General features: G+C 41.3%; 19 protein-coding genes. 15 read left to right on the forward strand and 4 right to left on the reverse strand.

What is annotated here, in order from left to right; all coding sequences use genetic code 11:
- The first annotated feature begins 7 nt into the window (after nucleotides 1-7).
- Together G6N06_RS07720 and G6N06_RS07725 are read left to right on the forward strand one after the other, a co-directional pair.
- Entirely contained in the window at nucleotides 8-826 is an 819-nt protein-coding gene (locus G6N06_RS07720; protein ID WP_163515544.1) for a type 1 glutamine amidotransferase, read from the forward strand.
- A 6-nt stretch (nucleotides 827-832) separates the two neighbouring features.
- Nucleotides 833-2032, forward strand: a complete 1200-nt coding sequence (locus G6N06_RS07725) for a hypothetical protein (protein ID WP_163515545.1) — start codon at nucleotides 833-835, stop codon at nucleotides 2030-2032.
- A 298-nt stretch (nucleotides 2033-2330) separates the two neighbouring features.
- On the opposite strand, the gene G6N06_RS07730 is transcribed toward G6N06_RS07725, so the two are convergent.
- From G6N06_RS07730 to G6N06_RS07740, 3 genes are all read right to left on the reverse strand, one after another.
- On the reverse strand, nucleotides 2331-3533 hold the full coding sequence (locus tag G6N06_RS07730; protein WP_163515547.1) for an ATP-grasp domain-containing protein: 1203 nt from the start codon (nucleotides 3531-3533) through the stop codon (nucleotides 2331-2333).
- A 124-nt stretch (nucleotides 3534-3657) separates the two neighbouring features.
- On the reverse strand, nucleotides 3658-5070 hold the full coding sequence (locus G6N06_RS07735; protein ID WP_163515550.1) for a leucyl aminopeptidase family protein: 1413 nt from the start codon (nucleotides 5068-5070) through the stop codon (nucleotides 3658-3660).
- A gap of 5 nt (nucleotides 5071-5075) precedes the next feature.
- Nucleotides 5076-5846, reverse strand: coding sequence for an alpha/beta hydrolase (locus G6N06_RS07740; RefSeq protein WP_163515552.1), 771 nt, complete (start codon nucleotides 5844-5846; stop codon nucleotides 5076-5078).
- A gap of 231 nt (nucleotides 5847-6077) precedes the next feature.
- Here G6N06_RS07740 and G6N06_RS07745 point away from each other — a divergent pair, with 231 nt between their 5' ends.
- The 13 genes from G6N06_RS07745 (at nucleotide 6078) to G6N06_RS07805 (ending at nucleotide 20647) form a co-directional block, all read left to right on the forward strand.
- Nucleotides 6078-7052: an NAD(P)H-quinone oxidoreductase gene (locus G6N06_RS07745; protein ID WP_163515554.1), complete on the forward strand. Its 975-nt coding sequence runs from the start codon at nucleotides 6078-6080 to the stop codon at nucleotides 7050-7052.
- 62 nt (nucleotides 7053-7114) lie between these two features.
- Nucleotides 7115-7537, forward strand: a complete 423-nt coding sequence (locus G6N06_RS07750; protein ID WP_163515556.1) for a PH domain-containing protein — start codon at nucleotides 7115-7117, stop codon at nucleotides 7535-7537.
- A 184-nt stretch (nucleotides 7538-7721) separates the two neighbouring features.
- Nucleotides 7722-9956 carry a S41 family peptidase gene (locus tag G6N06_RS07755; protein WP_163515558.1) on the forward strand — a complete coding sequence of 745 codons (2235 nt, stop codon included), beginning with the start codon at nucleotides 7722-7724 and terminating at the stop codon, nucleotides 9954-9956.
- Nucleotides 9957-10156: 200 nt separating this feature from the next.
- Nucleotides 10157-10705, forward strand: a complete 549-nt coding sequence (locus G6N06_RS07760) for a DUF5655 domain-containing protein (RefSeq protein WP_163515560.1) — start codon at nucleotides 10157-10159, stop codon at nucleotides 10703-10705.
- Nucleotides 10706-10712: 7 nt separating this feature from the next.
- The gene (locus G6N06_RS07765) at nucleotides 10713-11201 is read left to right on the forward strand and encodes a DUF4199 domain-containing protein (RefSeq protein WP_163515562.1); all 489 of its coding nucleotides are present in this window, start codon (nucleotides 10713-10715) and stop codon (nucleotides 11199-11201) included.
- Between the two features lie 15 nt (nucleotides 11202-11216).
- Complete coding sequence (locus tag G6N06_RS07770; RefSeq protein WP_163515564.1) at nucleotides 11217-11549, forward strand: hypothetical protein; 333 nt, start codon at nucleotides 11217-11219, stop codon at nucleotides 11547-11549.
- Nucleotides 11550-11662: 113 nt separating this feature from the next.
- Complete coding sequence (locus G6N06_RS07775) at nucleotides 11663-12118, forward strand: DUF420 domain-containing protein (RefSeq protein ID WP_163515566.1); 456 nt, start codon at nucleotides 11663-11665, stop codon at nucleotides 12116-12118.
- A gap of 95 nt (nucleotides 12119-12213) precedes the next feature.
- Nucleotides 12214-12834, forward strand: coding sequence for an arsenate-mycothiol transferase ArsC (locus G6N06_RS07780; RefSeq protein WP_163515568.1), 621 nt, complete (start codon nucleotides 12214-12216; stop codon nucleotides 12832-12834).
- Between the two features lie 51 nt (nucleotides 12835-12885).
- Complete coding sequence (locus G6N06_RS07785) at nucleotides 12886-13935, forward strand: ArsO family NAD(P)H-dependent flavin-containing monooxygenase (protein WP_205334740.1); 1050 nt, start codon at nucleotides 12886-12888, stop codon at nucleotides 13933-13935.
- Nucleotides 13936-14453: 518 nt separating this feature from the next.
- Complete coding sequence (locus G6N06_RS07790; RefSeq protein ID WP_163515569.1) at nucleotides 14454-14651, forward strand: helix-turn-helix domain-containing protein; 198 nt, start codon at nucleotides 14454-14456, stop codon at nucleotides 14649-14651.
- Between the two features lie 4 nt (nucleotides 14652-14655).
- Entirely contained in the window at nucleotides 14656-15672 is a 1017-nt protein-coding gene (locus G6N06_RS07795) for a restriction endonuclease subunit M (protein WP_163515571.1), read from the forward strand.
- Nucleotides 15669-19640: an Eco57I restriction-modification methylase domain-containing protein gene (locus tag G6N06_RS07800; protein ID WP_163515572.1), complete on the forward strand. Its 3972-nt coding sequence runs from the start codon at nucleotides 15669-15671 to the stop codon at nucleotides 19638-19640. The genes G6N06_RS07795 and G6N06_RS07800 overlap by 4 nt, the downstream gene beginning before the upstream one ends.
- A gap of 11 nt (nucleotides 19641-19651) precedes the next feature.
- Nucleotides 19652-20647 carry a DUF3644 domain-containing protein gene (locus G6N06_RS07805; protein WP_163515574.1) on the forward strand — a complete coding sequence of 332 codons (996 nt, stop codon included), beginning with the start codon at nucleotides 19652-19654 and terminating at the stop codon, nucleotides 20645-20647.
- Between the two features lie 169 nt (nucleotides 20648-20816).
- On the opposite strand, the gene ltrA is transcribed toward G6N06_RS07805, so the two are convergent.
- Nucleotides 20817-22278, reverse strand: a 1462-nt coding sequence (ltrA, locus tag G6N06_RS07810; protein WP_443093408.1) for a group II intron reverse transcriptase/maturase, incomplete at its 5' end; no start/stop codon positions are given.

Consider the following 22278-nt stretch of genomic DNA (forward strand, 5'->3'; position numbering starts at 1 on the left):
AAATTACATGCTTAAAGAAAAATTTAAAGTAGCCATTCTTGATATGAACAACAACCAACCCAATCAGGGTTTGCGTTGTATTGCCGATATCGTAAGTGGTTTTAAAGATGAAGTGGATTATACCATATTCAACGTCAGAGGTGCAGAGGAAATACCTGACACCTCTTTTGATATTTATATATCGAGTGGTGGACCTGACAGTCCGCTGGAAGATGGACCATGGCGTATTCCGTATCTGAATTTAGTACAGGACCTGTGGGATTTTAATAAGACCTCACAGCACCAAAAGAAATATATGTTTTTTATCTGCTATTCGTTTCAGGTGGTGTGCGACTATTTTAAATTAGGAGAAATGAAACCAAGACGGAGCACTTCCTTTGGTGTTTTACCCATTCACAAAACAAAAAAAGGTCTGAAAGATCCGCTTTTGGAAGGTTTGGACGATCCGTTTTATGCGGTGGATTCTCGCGATTGGCAGTTGGTACAACCCCGTTTGGAGGTTTTTAAGGAACAAGGCGCTTCCATATTAAGTCTCGAAAAAATACGAAGCCATGTGAGTTATGAACGTGCCATTATGGCGGTTCGTTTCTCAAAGGAATTTGTAGGCACACAATTCCATCCCGAAGCTGACCCCGTTGGTATGAGGGCACATTTTCTCGCAGATGCCAATAAATACAAGGTCATAGCCAATTTTGGTGAAGAAAAGTATGATGATATGATGGAAAAAATGGATGATCCAGACAAAATCATCAAAACCCATAAAATCATTCTACCGAAGTTTATAGAACGTGCCATGAAACAACTCTCATCTCAATTAATCTCATAATTTATCATGATTGCCACCTTACGCAAGGCGTTTAACGCTCAATTTTCTGAAGAAAAATATGCCGGTATGCTGGCAGACATCGTCGCTCAATTTGACTATACCCCAAAATTCAAGATCGCTGAGACTCCTGTATTTATTCCCAAGGAGTTGAAAAAGAAATTGGTGGAAGCTTGTGAGGACATCATGAAAGTCATTGATCAGCCCAATTTTAAGGAACTGACCGAAGGCGCATTTTTTAAGGATAGTATGAGAGTACCCAATGAAGATGAGCATTCCAAGTTCATTCAATTGGATTTTGGCGTGTGTTTGGATGAAAATGGCAAGTTAACGCCAAAGCTGATAGAACTTCAAGGCTTTCCTTCTCTTTACTTTTTTCAAGAATTGGTAGGCAGTATGTACCGCAAGCATTATGACGGTATCCCGGAAGAGTTCTCACAACACCTCAACGGATTGAGCTCTGATGACTATATCGAATTGTTACGCACTGAGATTGTTGGCGATACCGATCCGAAGCAGGTCATTCTTCTGGAGATCGAACCAGAAAAACAGGCTACGGCCATCGACTTTTACGCCACCGAGGCTTTATTGGGCATCAAAGTATTGTGCATTTCCAAACTGATCAAAAGAGGAAAACAATTATTTTATGTGGATGACAAGGGTTCCGAGATTCAAGTGTTGAAGATTTATAACCGTATTATTTTTGACGAATTGGACCAGCGTCCTGATTTAATTCGCCAATTTGATTTCAAAGACGAAGTAAACATTGAATGGATTGGACATCCGAATTGGTTTTTCAGGATCAGCAAGTACACGATGCCATTGTTAAAAGGCGATTATGTGCCAAAATCCTACTACTTGGATAAACTTGAAACCATTCCCAACGATTTAGAGAATTATGTTCTAAAACCACTCTATTCTTTTGCGGGTGCAGGTGTGCAGATCCATGTGGATAAAGCGATGATTGATGCGGTAAAAGATAAATCGAATTATCTGTTGCAGGAGAAAGTGGCCTATGCACCCGTAATAGAAACGATGGATGACCCTGCAAAATGTGAAATCCGAATGATGTTGCTCCATAATAGCAAAACCAATAAAACTCAAATTGTGAGTAACCTGATGCGACTGAGCAAAGGTGAAATGGTAGGGGTCAAATACAATAAGGATAAGACTTGGGTTGGAGGTAGTACGGGGTTCTTTGAGCCTTGATTTGATGGAACGCGGACCTGCCCGACTTTGTCATTCAGGCGGGTTGCACTAATTATCACGAATTAAATAATTCCACTAATTTTTCACAAAGCAGCAAAAACTTTTCTTGTACCCACTATGTCATAGTGATTATTTCCCGCAGATTTCACAGATTTACGCAGAACACTCCTTTATAAACCATTAAAAGTATCTATGGCAAACTTCGGGGTTATTGTGGAACTCTTTCGAACTACTAATCCCTAACCCGCCCGTACCGAAAAGGCACGTTCGGGCGGGTCCCTAAAACCTAATCCCTTCATCACAGGCTCTTATCCGGTGCCGGAATACTCGCATGAAAATCTGATGCGATGCGCTGGGTGTAACTATCCAGCAACTCCATAACTCGGTCGCTACTGTCAGACACCACAATCATTCCGATATGCCATTTTTTATCCATGCGCCAAACAATCTCCGGATCGTTAAAGCTTGATGTGTCAGGGTGTTCAAATTTGCTTAGAGACACCACAATACCGGCATGTTGGTTCCTGACCTTTGGCAGTTTATAGATTTCCTTTCTTAAGGTGGCCGATTCAATTCGTGCCCATTCGCCCCAAAGATTGATGCCCGAAGCAAACTCTACCATTTCGGCCAAATTGGCCCCGCCCACTCGTGAAGAGGTTTCCAGAAAAAACAGTTCCCCCGTTTCCTTGGATGCAATAAACTCGGTATGTGAAGCCCCAAACTGCATTCCAAAAGCTTTCATGACCTCAGCATTCATTTTGTTCAGGGCCTTATCAATTTTAGACCCTATTTCGCAGGTGGCCGATCTGAAGACGCCACCACCGTGAGCGACCTCAAATGGCGTGTCCAAATATTTGCTCGCACGAGAAAAAATAACTTTACTGTCAACAATCAAACTGTCCACATGATACACATCACCAGGCGCGAATTTCTCAATCAAGTAATTATCGCGCTCATCTTTGAGCACATCGATAATCTGCCATAGCTCCTCCTTATTATTGACTTTACGAATCCCGGTTGCTGAGGCTTCCAATCGCGGTTTCAACAACCATGGCGGACTCACCCGATCGGTATAGGCATTGATATCCACATCGTGGAACAAGGCCGTAAATTCGGGTACATTGATACCTTCGGCCAATGCTTTGGTACGCATCGCCAACTTATCTCTAAAATAGTGCGAAGTGGTACGTCCCATCCCCGGCATTCTAAAGTGCTCACGTAAGAGAGCGACTTTCTCCACATCGAAATCGTCCAAAGCCACAAAACGGTCAAACTTGATTGTTCTGAATTTATAGGCTATCCCTTTGGTTACATCACTTTGATTCCAGTTTTCGACATAAAACACGTCATCAATGGCTTCCCAAGGCCAAACCTCATGTTCCAACTGCTTTTTGGTCAAGAGATAGACATTGTTTCCTTCCGCCTTACAGCTTTTAATGAAATCGGCGCCTTTATGGTATGTAGTGACGCATAAAAAATTGAGTGGTCGTTTATTTGACATGTTTTAATGGAGTTTGGCTAGCGGAGCTTTAAGCATCTCAATCCGAAAAAGGATTTATGAACTAAAAGAGTGAAGCTATATGTTGTTTATATCTAAATTCTGATACAAAATACAAAATAAAGGCTTAATTCCCAGCAAACTCCTTAATATAATTTGTAATCAGTTGCACCCCGTACCCACTGGCGCTTTTCATCTTGGAATACGGTGAATCGCCGAAGGAAACGCCCGCAATATCCAAGTGCACCCATGCTTTGTGACCGTCAGTAAAAGCTTCCAGAAATTTAGCAGCAGTTATTGCACCTGCCACCGGCTTTCCGCTATAATTACGCAAGTCGGCAATATCACTGTGCAGATCAGCCTCATAATCGGCAAACAATGGCAATGGCCACACCCGTTCGTTGGTATCAAAACCTATTTTTGAAAGTCCTTGTGACATTTCCGTATTGTTGGTAAACATACCCGCGGCAGTATAGCCAAAAGTTTGCACTACACTCCCGGTCAAGGTAGCCAGATCAATCACCTGTTTTGGCTGAAAGGCTTTTATGATATAGCTCAAGCCATCGGCCAATACCAATCGGCCTTCGGCATCGGTATCGATAATTTCTATGGTCTTTCCTGAATAACTGTCAATGACATCACCAGGCCTGTAACTATTGCTGTCCACCGCATTTTCCGCGGAAGCGACAACACCTACAATATTGATGTTAAGCTTTAGTTTTGCTACCAGTTCCACAACGCCCAATACCACAGCGGCGCCGCCCATATCACTTTTCATATAGTGCAGATTGGTTGAAGGTTTGATAGACAGACCACCTGTATCAAAGGTAATCCCCTTGCCTACCAAGCCAATATCCACTGCACTGTCCTTTTTTGGCATGTATTCTGTCACGATCACCACTGGCGGATTGACACTCCCCTGACCCACGGCCATGACGGCATGAAATCCTTGTGCCTTCAATTCCTTTTCGTGCAGAACGGTGCATTTATAATCGGAAGCCTTCGCCGAATCTTCAGCCCATTGCCCCAAGAACTTTGGTGTTTTCTGATTGGCCGGTGCATCCACCAAGGTTTTAATTCGGTTGATGGTTTCTGCAATAGCCTGTGCTTCTTGAAGAGTAGCGGTGATATCCTTGTCGCTTACCATCTCAAAAGTAATGGCCTTAGTCTCTTCCTTTTTACTTTTAAAAGTTCCGATCTCATAGGCCGACATTTCGAGTCCGATGATAGCCTTTTGGAGTTCAGCCTCCGACAAATCTGCGGTCACCACTTGAACAGGGGCTTTCCAGTATTTTTTATGATCAAAGCTGAGTTTTCTAAACGCCTCATCCACTTTTACGGCATCCTTTTCTTCCCCAAGGCCCAAGAGATAGACGCGATTCCCTTCAGTGCCATACAGCATCTGAACGGTAGCGAACTCGCCATTAAAATCGGGGTCTTTGATGGTGATAAATTGTTGAAGATGTTCCAATTGGCCTTTTCTACAAGGGACAATGACATCATATTGCGTATTAACTTTTGAAACCTGTTTAAAAATCATAGTATTTAATTAAAATAGAGCCATTTAACGGCTCTTGGAAATTCATGTTTCCAATATTTTTCGGCATGAACGCCAATCTCATTGATTGAAAATTTAAAATCGATGTCATGATTGTTCACCATTTTTTCCCTAAAAATAGCTTCCAGTCGCTTCGCATTTGGTAGGTGCTCTTCGCTTTCCATACCGCCAGAATAGAGGTAAATCTTCGATTTCCGTAAAGGCTTAAACGAAATGGTCTGGTTGAAAATGGTTTTTGAGATCCACAGACTTGGTGAAAAAATCATCATTTTTCCAAACACACCCGGATTTTGCAGTCCTGCATACAAGCTGATCAAACCACCCAAGGAACTGCCCCCAATGCCCGTATTTTCAAAATCGGTGAGTGTTCTGTAATTCTTGTTGATATAGGGAATCAATTTCTCGATAATGAACTGGATATAGAAATTCCCTTTTCCTTCGCCATAGCGCGGATGGTAATAAGGCAGATATTCATTGATGCGTTCGTGATTGCCATGGTCAATGGCGATAATAATGATATCGCTATGTCCCTCTTGTGCAAGCTTTTCCAAAGACTGATCGATGGCCCAATCGCCAAACGGTGCCATGGGATTGAACAAATTCTGTCCATCCTGCAGATAAAGTACGGGATAGTGCTTATCTGTTGTATAATAGTCGTGGGGCAATAAGGCTGAAATCTTGCGCGTGGCCTTCAAATGCGGGATCTCATATGCTTCTTCAATTACCTTTATTATGGGTCTAAACTCCGTCACTGTCATTCCATTTGATTTAGGAAAAACGAAAATACATGTTTATCATTTTATAAAACAATAAATAATGACTTTATATTAACAAAGATGTGACCAATTTGAGTTGGCATGCCCTCTGGAAAGGTCAAATGGACCTCGACCATTTCATCAATTAAATCGGTTGTACGAACAAACGGCTTAGGCCAATACGCCTCACTTCTAAATATATTATCTTTATGGACTTCCAATAAAAAAGACAACATGAAAGCCATACATATTACCACATCTGGCGGACCCGAAGTATTGCGCTTGCAGGACCGTCCAAAACCAAAACCGGAAGCCCATCAGGTGTTGATCAAAGTTAAGGCTGCAGGTGTCAATCGGAGTGATATCAGCACCCGAGAAAACATGGCGGCCTATGGCCATGGCGCAATAGGAAATTTGATCCCAGGCCTGGAAGTTTCAGGTGACATAGTCGATATCGGCATGGCGGTAAATGATTGGCAGACTGGTGATAAGGTCTGCGCCCTGATCCCCAACGGTGGCTATGCCGAATATGTTGCCGTAAACAGTTCGCACTGCCTCCCCATACCGGAAGGTATCAGTTTAATAGAAGCAGCGGCCATTCCGGAGACTGTTTTTACGGTGTGGTTCAATGTCTTTCATCTAGGGCAACTGAAGCCTGGTGAAAAATTATTGATTCACGGCGGCACCAGTGGTATTGGCACCATAGGCTTACAAATGGCCAGAGCCTTGGGTTCGAAAGTTTATAGCACTGTGGGCAGTTCTGAAAAGATGGCATTTTTAAATGGCTTGGACCTTGGAATGGTGATCAATTATAAAAAGCAAGCCTTTGAAACGCTTTTAAAAGATGAAAAAATAGATGTCATCTTGGACATGGTTGGTGGCGACTACACGCAAAAGAATCTTGATATTTTAAATGACAAGGGCCGTCTCATCAATATCAACGGCATGAAAAGTATGGATGCCCAAATTGACCTGTTCACGGTGATGAAAAAGAATCTCACCTTGACCGGAAGCCTTTTAAAGCCTCAATCGGACCAGGTCAAAACCATGATTGCCAAAGCGGTGGAACAGACCATTTGGCCGCTTTTTGGTTCTAAACAAATTGAACCTATCGTTTATAAAACATTTCCATTACAGGAAGTGTCAGAAGCCCATCGTCTGATGGAAAGCAGCACCCATATTGGCAAAATCCTATTGACGATGGATTGAACCATTTTTAGGGTAAGACGTATAATTTTAACAACGCATCAAAATATTAAAGGACATATCGCATGAAAACATATAAAGCCAAGAGAAAAGGATTGATCAATTATCTCCTGATTGGTACGGTGCTATTGCCCATAGCCCTCTTCTTTCTCGATAAGGATACCTTTATCAAAAACCCATTTATTCTTTTGCCCTTACTGAGTCCGTTGGCTCTGATAGTTTGGATTTATTTTGATACGCTTTATAAAATTGAAAAGAACCAATTAATTTACCGTTCCGGATTTTTAAGAGGACGTATCGATATTTCCAAAATCAAAGAAATCGTGGTTGGAAAAACGATGTGGAGCGGCATTAAACCAGCGATGGCCACAAACGGATTGATCATTAAGTTCAACAGCTATGACGAAATCTATATCGCGCCAAAAAACAATGACGAATTGATTGCCGACTTGTTGGAACTCAATCCGGGAATTAAAATCGCCGAATAGCTTCAATAGGATCAATATCCAGAAAAACAATCATGGTCGCGTTACTTTGCAATTTTTCTCTAATCAAATAATTCATCTCGGCAGATTTCACAAAGTAGTTTTGTATTTTTAAGGGTTCGTGATGAGGCACATGTCGGCATTTTAGCAAACACAACGCTTCAAACACCTGAAAATCCAAGCCATAATGAAGCATACTACTTTAATTATACTCGCCGTTATTTCTATGAGCTGCCTCTCTCAGACAGAAAAGAAATACAATTTAGATTTCGAAACATACAACCCACGTTATTTATTTGCCAAAGATTGGATGGATTGGGGCGATCATTCATTAGAGGTAGACACGCTCACAGTTCATTCCGGTAACTATTCAGGAAAAATCAAATCAAGAGACAATGGCACTTATGGTGTTATTGCTTATGAAATTCCAGCCAATTATACTGGAGACTCTATAACCCTTGAAGGCTATATGAAAATTAGAAATGTGGAAAATGGCTATGCTGGATTATTATTAAGGATAGATGGTAACAACACACCTTTAGCCGGTGAAAATATGGAGAACCGGAACATTAACGACACTAAAGATTGGCAGAAATATTCGATTACCTTAGCCTATCCCAAAGAAGCGGAAACTATTTTAGTTGCAGGAATCATGACTGGTTCAGGGGAAGCATGGTTTGATGATTTTGTTTTGACAATTGACGGTCAAGATGTTCAAACCCTTAAGGAAAAAGAAAAACCGGTTTATAAGGCTACTTTAGATGAAGAATTTGATTCAGGTTCAAATATCGAAATATCAAATCTCAATGATTCGCTGATCACAAATTTAGAATTGTTAGGTAAAGTCTGGGGCTTCTTAAAATACAATCACCCAGAAATCGGTAAAGGAAATTACAATTGGGATTTTGAACTTTTCAGGATGCTTCCAGAATATATGAGTTCAAAAAACACGAACGAAAGAGACCAGTTATTACTTAAATGGATCTCTAAATATGGCGCCATAGAGACATGTACAACATGCCAAGAGACTTCAAAAGACGCTGTTTTAATACCAGATCTGTCCTGGCTCAATGAGTTTGGGCTCAACACTGAATTAAAAAACAAATTACAGGAGATCTATCAAAACAGGTTTCAAGGACATCACTATTATATAGGAAAGGCTTATACGGGGAATGCTGAATTTTTGAATGAAGACGAGTATTACGCGATGGCCTTTGAGGATGACGGATTTAAACTACTGACGTTGTATCGCTATTGGAATATGATCCAATATTTTTTTCCATATAAGCACTTGACGGATAAAGATTGGAACCGAGTATTAAAGGAATATATTCCAATCTTTGTCAATGCGAAAAACAAATTAGACTATGAATTGGCGTGCATTCAACTCATTGGTGAGATCAATGACTCCCATGGCTTCACTTATGTAGGTTTTAATAACGTACAGAATAGAAGGGGCATGTTTTATCCACCACTCAAAGTAGAATTCATTGAAGAGCAACTCGTCGTGACCGAGTATTACAATCCCGAATTAAAATCCGTAGCAAAACTCAAGATCGGAGATGTCATCACCGCCATAGATCATAAACCCATACAAGCTATTATTGATAGCGTTGGTGCTTATTATCCAGCTTCAAATAGAACAGCGAAATTGAGAAATATTTCCCGAGATATTTTACGCTCCAACAATAAAGACATCAGCGTGGATTATATTTCAAATCACCAAAAACATCAACATCGTTTGCCGCTTTATAAACAGGAAGATTTAAACATGAGATGGTATCGATGGACTACTGACAAATCTTATAAATTTATTGCACCAGATATTGGTTATGTCAGCTTAGAGTTCATCAAGAAAGAGGACATACCTGAAATAAAAGAGGTTTTTAAGGACACCAAAGGTATAATCATAGATATTCGGAACTATCCGTCGGTATTTGTCCCTTTTTCATTAGGCTCCTATTTCGTTTCATCAATAACGCCCTTCGTGAAATTCAGTAATTTTAATAGTGATCATGTCGGCGAATTTACTTTCACACCGCCATTGGAGATTCCCAAAGGTGATATAACCTACAACGGTAAATTAGTGGTTTTGGTAAATGAAACCACACAAAGCCAGGCCGAATATACAACCATGGCATTTAGAGCTGGAGCAAACACCACTGTTGTAGGCAGCACCACCGCTGGAGCAGATGGCGACGTATCCTCTATATATTTACCTGGTGGGTTACTCACCAATATTTCAGGCATAGGTGTTTATTATCCTGATGGCACAGAGACCCAAAGAGTCGGTATCGTTCCAGATGTCGAAATTAAACCAACCATAGAAGGCATAAAACAGGGCAGAGATGAGTTATTGGAGAAAGCCATCGAACTCATAAATCAAGAACCAAGGCGTAAACCCACTGGTGGAAATGAATAACAACTTTTAAAGAGGATGATATCCGATTGGTTAGGACTTAGTCAACACCTACTTAATAAATTCTCTTCACTAACTAAAATGACATGACAGATTTTTAAAAATAGTTTTGTACTTTTATTGATAGAAAATATCCTGACCTTGATCAGGCTTGGTTCAAGTCGATCGATCTTATTAAGGTCATATAAAACATACTCTTGCCTATGGATCCAGCCCAAACAATGATTGACAATCTACACAAAAACACAGGCAAGACCTTGGAACAATGGATCGACATTGTAAAACAGCAGCACCTGACCAAGCACAATGCCATCATTACGTTTTTAAAGAAAGAACACGACTTCACATACGGTTTTGCGAATTTGGTGGCCCACAAAGCGAACAAATCGGATGCAGGATCCGTAGCAAATCAAGATGATTTAATCAGCAATCAGTATCAAGGAAAGGAACACTTAAAACCGATTTACGACAAGCTAATTTCCACCATACAAAGCTTTGGGAATGACATTGACATTGCACCCAAAAAAGCCTATGTCAGTTTAAGGCGCAAAAAGCAGTTTGCCACGCTCAACCCCGCTACCAAGACCCGATTTGAAATCGGCCTTAATTTAAAAGGCCAGGCCCCAAAAGGGAAATTAGAAGCTGAAAAATCCAATGCCATGTGCTCCCACAAAATAAAGTTGACAGAGCTCAAAGACATTGATCAGGAAGTGGTAAATTGGCTTCAAACCGCTTACGAAAATGCAAAATAACCGACCGATGAAAACAAGAACAATTGAAATTAAATGGGCCATTATCTTTTCTGTTGTTGGCTTACTTTGGATGCTGATGGAAAAACTGACCGGCCTTCATAGCACGCATATTGACAAGCACATGTACCTCACCAACCTGTTTGCCATTCCGGCAATTATAATGATGGTATTGGCCCTGAAAGATAAAAAACGTAACTTTTATAAGGGACAGATGAGCTATAAACAAGGTTTTGTGTCGGGGTTGATCATCTCCGTGTTTATCGCCTTATTGAGTCCATTGACCCAGTGGATCACTTCCACCATCATCACACCTGAATATTTTCCAAACGTCATTGCCTATTCCGTGGAAACAGGCTATCACAAATCTGTAGCAGAGGCTGAGGCCTATTTCAATCTTAAAAACTATATCATTCAAAGTAGTATTAGCGCATTGATCATGGGAATCATCACCACTGCGGTCATCATGGTTTTTCTTCAGACAAAGAGCAAAAAATAAGTTATTCGCAAAAAAATGAAAACAAATCAATCACCCGCAAACAATCCCAATAAAAGACTCATCGGTATTTTACTTGGCGCAGGCCTACTTCTGATGGTGCCATTAATGCTGCAATTGACCATAGGTACGGGAGTGGACGGCAAAGGCTTTAACTGGAAGCTGGACGACTTTATAGTATTTGGAATCATGGTCTTCAGCGGTGGATTGTTAAGTGAATTCGTATTGAGAAAAGTAAGGAGCAAGAGAAACAGATTTCTTCTTTGTGGCATTATTCTATTGATCTTTCTATTGGTTTGGATCGACCTTGCCGTGGGTATTTTTAATATTCCGGGGTTTTCTGGAAGATGAGCCACAAGGGTGAACATTGTGGTACATCTGCATGATTATAATGATTCTGCGATATATTTTATCTCATTTTTGTTTAAGTTAGCGTCTCTATTAAACAGAAACCAAAAGCAGGCATGACTACCACCTTTATCATTACCCTTGGCATCCTTATCCTTTCCGTATTAGCCCCTTTTATTTCACTTTATGCCGTCTCCTTCATCAAGAAAAAGGACTATCCCACCCACATTAAAATTCAAAAGCGCCTCTTTTGGACCTGTGTGATTGCCGTGCTCATTCTGGAGATTCAGATTCGAGTGGCAGGAGGTTCGGGGAGTTTGGTGGCCAATAGCGAATATACCCATACCCCATTTTTCAAGACGGTGCTGGTGGCCCATATCATCGGAGCCGTATTGACCTATATCATTTGGGGCATTACCATTTTCACCTCCAATAAAAAATGGAAAAAGCGAAAAACCTTGCCAGGCAGTTTTTCGATCACCCATAAAAGACTCGGCTATGTCACCATTATCGGCCTGTTTTATACGGCCATTACCGCATTGATTGTTTACACCTTTGCGTTTTTCCTATGATCTTAGTGCAGCAACAAATGAACTTTTTACACCAATTGATTCACCCTCAACTGCCCTCTCTAAACTAAAATCGCATTCCACCAAATAAAATCACTATGACCTTCCCAAAAATAGAACACCTCATTACTCAATTAAAGCCAGAAACAATAACCGCAGCACGAAAAACCCTCTTACAACCTTTGGTGGCCTATATTCAGTCGAAAGTCGATCGGGATCAGGTAGTGAACCTACATTTTATCTGCACCCACAATTCGCGAAGGAGCCATTTATCGCAAGTCTGGGCGCAGGCTATGGCCCATTATTTTCAGTTGAAACAGGTGTTCTGCTATTCGGGTGGCACAGAAAGCACCGCCCTGTTCCCCATGGTGGCGGAGACCTTGCGGAAGTCTGGGTTTCAGATCGCGCAACTTTCCGAAGGCAAGAATCCCATCTACAGCATCAAATATGCCGCCAACGCCCATCCCATTATGGGTTTTTCAAAACGCCTGGAGGACGATTTTAATCCCAAGTCTGACTTTGCCGCCATCATGACCTGCGATTCCGCCAACGAGGCCTGTCCGTTCGTACCCGGTTCTGAGGCACGCATCCCCATCACCTATGCCGATCCGAAGGCTTTTGATAATACGCCACAACAGGCCGAAAAATATCAGGAGCGCAGTATGCAGATTGCCACCGAAATGTTTTATGTATTTTCACAAATCGGCAGCAACCCATGAGAGCATCCCAAAACCGAAGCGCGTCCATAATTTATAAAACCGATATCTACAGTGAAAAGTTACGATCTCATCATCATTGGCGGCGGACAAGCAGGACTTTCTGTGGCGTATTTTTTAAGACGGAGCGGTTTGGATTATCTCATTTTGGACGATCAAAACGAAGCGGGTGGCGCCTGGCTGCATTATTGGGAGAGCCTGAAACTATTCTCACCCACCGATTACAGTTCCCTGTCCGGGTGGCAGATGCCAGACACCAAGGATGACTACCCGATTAGGGATGAATTTATCGCCTATCTCAAAGCCTACGAGGCCCGTTATGAGTTTCCGGTGCAACGCAACACCCAAGTGGTACAGGTGACCAAGGAAGATGATCTTTTTAAGCTTGAAACCAACCAAGGGAACTTCTATGCCAAGGCCGTGGTCAGTGCTACGGGAACGGCTAAAAATCCGCACCTCCCCCACTATCCCAATCAGAAGGCCTACCATGGCATGCAACTGCATACGGCGGACTATCGCAATGCCGATGCTTTTAGAGATCAAAAAGTCATGGTCATAGGCGGCGGGAACTCCGGCGCCCAGATCCTTTCGGAAGTGTCCAAAGTGGCGGACACAACCTGGGTCACTTTGGATCCCCCGCGGTTTCTTCCCGAAGATATCGATGGCCGCTACCTCTTCCATCAAGCCAATGCCAGTTTTTTTGACAAGACCACCGACTCGTTTAATCGGCGGGTATCCTTAAGTGATATCGTTCTTGTAGAAAGTGTGGTCGATGGCTTAGAGCGTGATGTGTACCACGATATCAGACCCTTTGCCTCGTTTTATAAAGACGGGGTGGTTTGGGACAATGGCAAGAAGGAAGCTTTTGATGCCGTGATTTGGTGTACCGGATTTAAACCCAATCTCAACCATTTGGAAGCTTTGGAGGTGGTGGAAAATCATCAGATTGCCACCAAAGGCACCCGTTCCGTAAAAGAACCTCAGCTTTGGCTGGTGGGCTATGGTTATTGGACTGGCTTTGCCTCTGGCACCATCTATGGCGTAGGGAAAACGGCGCGGGACACGGCGCGGGAGATTAAGGCGTATTTTAAAAGGCGATCTTGATTTTAGGATGTCTTCTTTAATTACCGATGTAGCGAGATTATGGATGGTTTTCAACGCACTTTCTCCGCTTGTGTTTGACAATGGTTTGGGTTCTTTAAATGCGATTTTCGGGAAGGGTTGTGAGCCGATTTTGGGAGAGAACTAAGGAGAATAGGTTTTTGAGGGTGAAATATACGTAGTTCTACTTATTGGAAAATTAGGGGAAAGGTGGTAGATTGGGGGTTGGGAATTTTAACAATAAATTAGATAAACTAAAAGTTGCTCCTGTTGGCACACTGAGGGCAGATATGAGTCCTTTTAGTGCTTATAAATACAAGTTGTATGCCATGCTGAAAAAGCCAACGCGCAAATAGGCACATTTGGTTTTTATCGACCCACAAGCCAAACGCAAAAAACCAAAAGAGCCTATTTTTTTGCCAACGCTCGGACGGACTAGCAAGGAAACGAACGAAAAGTATATTGAAAAATGAGATAAATGGAAAATTTGGGCTATTTTAGCGACTTAAATTTATACGGACATGAACCGAATAAAGGAAGTGCTTGAAGAGAAAGGAATCAAGCAAACTTGGCTAGCTTACAAGCTCGGAAAGAGTTACAACATGGTGAACGGATATGTGCAAAACAGGCAACAACCAAGACTTGAAATCCTTTTTGAAATAGCGAATATTCTAGAAATTGATGTGAAGGAACTTTTGAAGTCCAATAAAGAAAATTGAACAGGTGCGAACAGGAATTGACATATTAGAAAATGAATTGATTGCTCAGTACCCTGACGTACTCGAAATATTACTTCGTGACCACACCACTCAAAAAAATATATTTTGGGCTACTAATAACTACGAACATCTCGGAGCGCCATACAATTCTGATGCCTACATACTTCCAGAGTTAATTACAGGAGAAAACGGCAATATCATCATGCCGCGAGTTCATAAAGATAAGGTTTTGCAACAATCCAGATCCAAGGAAATGGCTGAAGTGTTTACCCCTTCATGGATTTGCAATACTCAAAACAATCTTATCGATAATGCTTGGTTTGGAAAAGAAGGAGTTTTCAATCAAGAAAAAGCCTTGTCTGATGGAACAAAAGGTTGGGAAGTAAACACGGATAAAATCACCTTCCCAAAAGGCAAAACTTGGAATGGCTATGTGAGAGATACTCGCCTCGAAATTGCTTGCGGAGAAGCTCCTTATATCACAAGCCGATATGATAGTACGACAGGAGAATTCATTCCAATTCAAAATAGAATTGGCATTTTAGACCGTAAACTGAGAGTGATAAACGAAAATGTTGACTCATCGGGGGAATGGCTAAAAGCAGCACAATCGGCTTACAAAAACACCTATGCTTTTGAATGGCAAGGCGATAGCTTGTTACTCGCAAGAGAGTCCATGCTTGCCACATTCATTGAAAACTACACAGTAAAATTTGACAAAGAGCCATTACTAAAATCTATTCAATATATAGCCTACATTATTTCTTGGAATGTATGGCAAATGGACGGACTGAAAGGCGTAATTCCAAACAGCTGTGGTCATAAAACTGAGACAAGCGTAAATCTTTTTGGAGAAACTGAGACCAAACACACTTTTTGCGAAGGTTGCGAAAAAGGTAATATCCGTAAACATAACGGCACTTATGCTTTAATAAAGGATTGGTCTAACAAGGATTCGAAAACAGGTAAAACGAGCAGAAAAATCAGGTTCATTGACCTTTTAAATCATCGCGGAAAATGAAATTTACATCATCATTAAAACTAAAGTTAATCTACGTTTTCCGCATCAATGATGCTGCCCATAACGGTTGTTTGAAAATTGGAGAAGCAACTTCTGATAATGAGAATATTTGGGGACTTGAACCGAACAGCAAAGCACTTAATAAAGCAGCCAAAAAGCGTATAGACCAATACACCCGAACAGCGGGAATTGCTTATGACTTGCTTTATACCGAACTGACAATCTTTAATGATAAAAATGGACTAATGGCTTTTTCAGACCATGAAGTGCATAATGTGCTTACTCGTTCAGGTGTAAAAAAGAAAATATTTGATTCCAAAAACAAAGCCAATGAATGGTTTGTCACAGACCTTGAAACGGTAAAAAAAGCAATCGCAGCCGTAAAAGAAGGCAAAGATTCACTTCATGCCAGTGAGGTTTCAGAAAGGCAAAACCCAATTGTATTTAGACCTGAACAAAAAGAGGCGATTGAAAAGACCATTAAGCAGTTCAAAAAAAGCAACGAAATGCTATGGTTTGCAAAAATGCGTTTCGGTAAAACACTTTCAGCTCTTCAAGTTGTAAAGGAACATGAATTTACCCGAACACTTATTCTAACACACCGCCCTGTGGTGGATAAGGGTTGGTTTGAAGACTTTGGGAAAATATTCTACGATTCTCCACAGTATTCGTATGGTTCTAAAAATCAAGGAAATCAGTTTGCGACTCTGGAGAGAGAATGTAAAAAAGGAAATTCCAAGTACATCTATTTTGCATCCATGCAAGACCTTAGAGGTTCGGAATTGGTAGGTGGTAACTTCAATAAAAATGATGAAATCTTTGGAACAACTTGGGACTTCGTCATTGTAGATGAAGCGCATGAAGGCACACAAACCGAGCTAGGAACAAACGTACTTAGAGAGCTTAAAAAAGAAAATACAAAGGTGCTTCACCTTTCTGGAACCCCTTTCAATTTGCTAGACAATTACCAAGAAGATGAAATCTATACTTGGGATTATGTGATGGAACAAAAAGCAAAAGCAGATTGGGATAAAATTCACTTTGGCGACCCAAACCCTTATGCATCACTTCCAAAACTCAATATTTTTACTTACGACCTTGGGAAATTACTGCACGGTTATATTGACGAAGAAGTAGCGTTTAATTTCCGTGAGTTTTTTCGAGTGAACGAAACAGGAAGTTTTCTTCATGAGAAAGACGTGTTTTCATTCCTAAACCTAATTTGTAAATCCGATTCTGAAAGTAATTACCCCTATTCCACGGAAGAATATCGCGATAATTTCCGGCATTCGCTTTGGATGGTACCAGGTGTAAGAGAAGCCAAAGCACTGAGCGCTATGCTTAAAACACACCCTGTCTTTGGCCAATTTGACATTGTAAATGTGGCAGGTGACGGTGATGAAGAGGAAGCCAACGAAGAAGCGCTTAAAAAAGTAGAAAAAGCCATTGGCGCCAATCCGCATGAAAACTACACCATTACGCTTTCGTGCGGACGTTTAACTACGGGCGTTTCTGTAAAAGCTTGGACGGCAGTTTTTATGCTTTCAGGCTCACACAATACTTCGGCTTCTGCCTATATGCAAACCATTTTCAGAGTGCAAACACCTGCCACCATTAACGGTAAAGTAAAGGAAGAGTGCTTTGTTTTTGACTTTGCGCCTGATCGTACGCTGAAAGTCATTGCCGAAACAGCTAAAGTTTCAGCCAAGGCAGGAAAGACCACAGGCGAAGACCGCAAGATTATGGGTGAGTTCTTAAACTTCTGCCCCATCATTGCCTTTGACGGTTCTCGCATGAGGGACTATGACGTAAATGGCATGCTGGAACAGCTCAAGAAGGTTTATATCGAGCGGGTGATGAACAATGGCTTTGAAGACCAGCATCTTTACAACCGTGACCAATTGATGCAATTGGATGATGTGGAGGTAGAAGAATTCAATGGACTCAAAAAAGTGATTGGCAGCACCAAAGCCATGCCCAAAAGCAAGGACATAGAAATAAACAAACAAGGTTTTACAGAAGAAGATTACGAACAAATAGAACAAGCCCAAAAGAAGAAGAAAAAAGAACTCAGTCCACAAGAAAACGAGCTTTTGGAGCGCTACAAAGAACAAAAGAAAATGCGCGACACCGCAGTCTCTATTCTTCGTGGCATTTCTATTCGCATGCCTTTATTGATTTACGGTGCGGATGTAAAAAATGAAGAAACAGAAATATCCATAGACAACTTTACAGATTTGGTGGACAATCAATCTTGGGAGGAATTTATGCCCAAAGGCGTTGACAAAGCCACATTTAGGAAGTTCAAAAAGTACTACGAGCCAGATGTTTTTCGTGCAGCGGGCAAACGCATAAGAGCTTTGGCTCGAGCCACCGACCATGTGACCATTGAAGAACGTATTGAACGCATTACCCACATTTTTGGTACCTTCAGAAACCCCGACAAAGAAACCGTATTGACACCATGGCGAGTAGTGAACATGCACTTGGGTGACTGTTTGGGCGGTTATGTCTTTTTGGATGAAGCCCATGAAAAAACAATCGCACATCCGAATTTTACATCACAAGGTCAAGTAACCGAAGAGGTTTTTGCCACAGATGCTCGTATTTTAGAAATCAATTCTAAATCGGGTCTCTATCCTTTGTATGTGGCGTATTCCATTTTCAGAAACCGTATCAAGGAGAAGTATCCTGACAAGGACCCCAACACACTCACAGTCGCACAACAGCAGGAATTATGGGATAAAACAGTAGCAGAAAATGTATTTGTACTCTGTAAAACCCCTATGGCAAAAAGCATTACCAAACGCACCTTGGTAGGTTTTAGAACTGCCAATGTAAACACGCACTATTTTGAAGACATGGTGCGACAAATTACTCAACGTCCCGAAAAGTTTATTGCAAAAATCAAAAAAGGACAATCTTATTGGAAAGCTAATAACAACAACGACATGAAATTTAACGCAATCGTAGGCAATCCGCCTTATCAGGAAACTACAGAAGGTACAAGTGACAAGCCTATCTATCACCTTTTCATGGATATTGCTCATCAAATATCCGACAAAGTCACTTTCATAACTCCAGGCCGCTTTTTGTTCAATGCAGGTAAAACACCAAAGGATTGGAACAGCAAAATCCTCAATGACAAGCACTTTAAAGTAGTTTGGTACGAGAGTGATAGTACAAAAGTTTTTCCCAATGTGGATATCAAAGGTGGTGTTGCGGTTACCTTTAGAGATAAGAAACAAGTATTCGGCAATATTGGAGTATTTACATCGTACCCAGAATTAAGCTCCATTGCAGACAAAGTAAATTCAGACAACGGCTTTTCTCCTATTAGCAATCATATCTACTCTCAAAATAAGTTCAAACTAAATGTGCTTTTCAATGACTTCCCTGAATACAAGAAAATAATAGGAAGTAACGGGAGCGAAAAGAGGTTGACCACTTCAATTTTCGGACAACTTGAAGTCTTTACTGAAAACAGAGTAGGCAAAAATGATATAAATGTTTTAGGCTTAATAAAAAATAATCGCTTTTATCGTTTTATCAGTTCAAAATACCTTGAGAAGCACGAAACACTTGATAAATATAAAGTCCTTTTACCGAAAAGTAATGGAACAGGTCAACTTGGCGAAGTTTTGTCTACTCCATTAGTTGGGGATCCTAATACAGGATATACCCAATCATTTATTGGTATTGGTGCGTTTGATTCAGCTGAAATTGCGAGTGCCTGTTTAAAGTATATTCAAACTAAATTCACAAGAGCTTTATTGGGAATTTTGAAGGTAACTCAAGATAATAGTAAAGATGTTTGGAAGTTTGTTCCCGTTCAAGACTTCACAACCAACTCAGACATCGATTGGACAAAATCCATTTCTGAAATAGACCAGCAGTTGTACAAAAAGTACCAATTGAGTTCGGAAGAAGTGGCGTTTATAGAAAGTATGATAAAATCAATGGCGTAAAATTTACCACTATGTCAAGAAAAGCCAGATGTCAGCATTTACTCGAAAAATCCGTTCATGCGGCATTATCGGCTATTGAGATATACAACAAACCTGATTTTAAATACAGAGAAGAAAGTTTTTCAATTCTTATGGTAAATGCTTGGGAGTTGCTATTAAAAGCTCGCATCCTTCAGCGGAATAAAAACAAGTTAGAAAGCATTTACATCATTGACCCAAACAAGACTCGCAAAGACGGTACACCTTATAAAAAGCCAAAATTCAAAACTAGTCGCTCGGGAAACTACCTGACAATTGACGTAACCAACGCCATGAAGGAATTGAAACTTCCCGAACGGCTGAAAGAAAATTTAGGCTTGCTCATTGAAATTCGGGACAATGCCATTCACTTTATGAACGACAGCAAGTTGTTTGAAAAGAAGTTTTTAGAAATCGGCACTTCATCCTTGAAAAGCTATGTAAACATGGTCAACAAATGGTTTGACTATGATTTGAGCCAATACAATTTTTACCTAATGCCCATTTCGTTTTTCCACAATCACGAAATGCAAAGTTTTTCAATCAACAAGGAAGACAAGCAACACCAAAACCTGTTGAAGTTCATAGCAGCCAAAGAGAAGTCCTTTCCTTCTGACGAAACGCAAGAACACAATATTTCGCTGATACTTGAAACCAAATGGGTAAAATCAAAATCCGTTGATACCTTGACATCATTCAAGTATGACCCAGACGACCCAAACGCCATTTCGTACAAAGAAGATTCGGAAGAAGTATTTAGAAAGAAATATCCTTGGAGTTGGACAAACCATCTAAAGCCAAAGCTTCAAGCTCGTTACAATAATTTCAAGATGGATCAGAAGTTTTGGAAATTGAAGAAAACTTTTGAGAGTAATAAAAAATACTCGGATGAACGACATTTAGATTGGAATAACCCAAAAGGAACGAAAATGAAATTTTACAGCACTGAGATTCTTAAAGAATTTGACAAGCACTATGATAAAAAATAGCCCAAATATGCCAACGCTTCAAAGCCACACACATTGCCAAGCCGCTCTAGCCAACCGCACCAGCCAAAGCTTGTCAAAGAGTGTGTCTTCGCCTACGCACGGACGAAAAGAAAGCACGGGCATACAATCGAGTAGACGGGTGACGACCTACCGGTCGCCACTGCGCCTCTCACACCACCGTACGTACGGGTCTCGTATACGGCGGTTCGCAAAAAGATGGGTTGAGTTCTAAGTAAACATCGGTCAATGATTGATACCCTCTCATTTTTAAGCGTTTTAAAGTAATGGTCGTCCCTAAAATAGGACTCTGTGCGGTTGCCCAACCACCTTTTCGAGTTCTGCTCCATGCATAGGCATGGTCTTGGTCAATGCCCAGTCGTATGAGGTTTTTCCTCTTCCGTTCGGGTTTCTTCCAATCGTGCCAGATGCAGTAGCGTATTCGATTTCTGAGCCAGCCATCAATATCGCGCAATTTGCCTGCTATACGTGTTCCCCGAAAATAGTTCAGCCATCCTCGTTGGATCTCCTTTAGCTTGGCAATGCGATGTCCCAGCTTGACTCCAGTGGTTTTTTGGGTAATGCTTTTGAGCTTTCCCTTTAGTTTCTTCCATGCCTTTTCTGCCACTACCAACTGATATTGGTTCTTGGTTCCTTTCTTGTACACAGGCACAAACCCAAATCCCAAAATAGTGAAGTCCACGGGTTTTCTAATCCCACTTTTCTCCCTATTAATGGTAAGCTTGAGCTTGGTTCTTAAGAATTTAACAAGAGCCTGAGACGTGGCTTTCGCCTGACTGTCTGATTTGCAATAGATACTAAAATCATCGGCATATCTCACAAATTTGAGATCCCTTGTTGTCATTTCCCTGTCCAACTCGTGGAGCAGGATATTTGACAGTAAAGGACTTAAGGGAGATCCTTGCGGAACTCCCTTTCTACGCTTTTGCATTTTACCGTTGATCTGTATCGGTGCACGCAGCCATTTACGAATGAGTCGCATCACAGTCTTGCACTTCACTTTTTTGAACAGCAGATTCAGGAGCAGGCAGTGGTCAACTTCGTCAAAGAAGTTTTTCAGGTCAATATCCACAATGTGGTTCAGTCCCTGATGGATGTAGTCCCGTGATTGTCCGACAGCTTGTCGGGCGTTCTTATTGGGACGGAATCCAAAACTGCTTGCATTGAATTCGGGTTCAAATAGCGGCGACAACACTTGCGATACGGCTTGTTGCATCACTCTGTCAGTGGTGGTGGGAACGCCCAACAACCGGGTTCTCCCGTTGTCCTTGGGGATCTCAATCCCCAGAATCGGTTGTGGCAAGTAGCGGTCCGTCGTAATCTCCTGAAGCAATTGTGTCTTTAGGAAAGGAAAATCCTCCTTGAGCTGCATAGTTTTTATACCATCGATTCCCGCACTGCCTTTATTGGCAATGACGTGTTCCAACGCTTTTTGAAGATTGTAGGGATGTACTACTCGTCCAATCATTTTTTTGTTTGTTGTACTTTTTTGTAACCTGTCCTTGTTCTCTGGGGCTATGGCTCGCACCATTCCTTCAAAGATTAAGAACCTCTTTACGTTCTGTCCTTCCTTGCTTGTGAGACCTCTACCTTTTTGGTGATAGCTCGTTGCC

It is taken from the genome of Gelidibacter japonicus (assembly GCF_010725055.1).
GTDB lineage: Bacteria > Bacteroidota > Bacteroidia > Flavobacteriales > Flavobacteriaceae > Gelidibacter > Gelidibacter japonicus.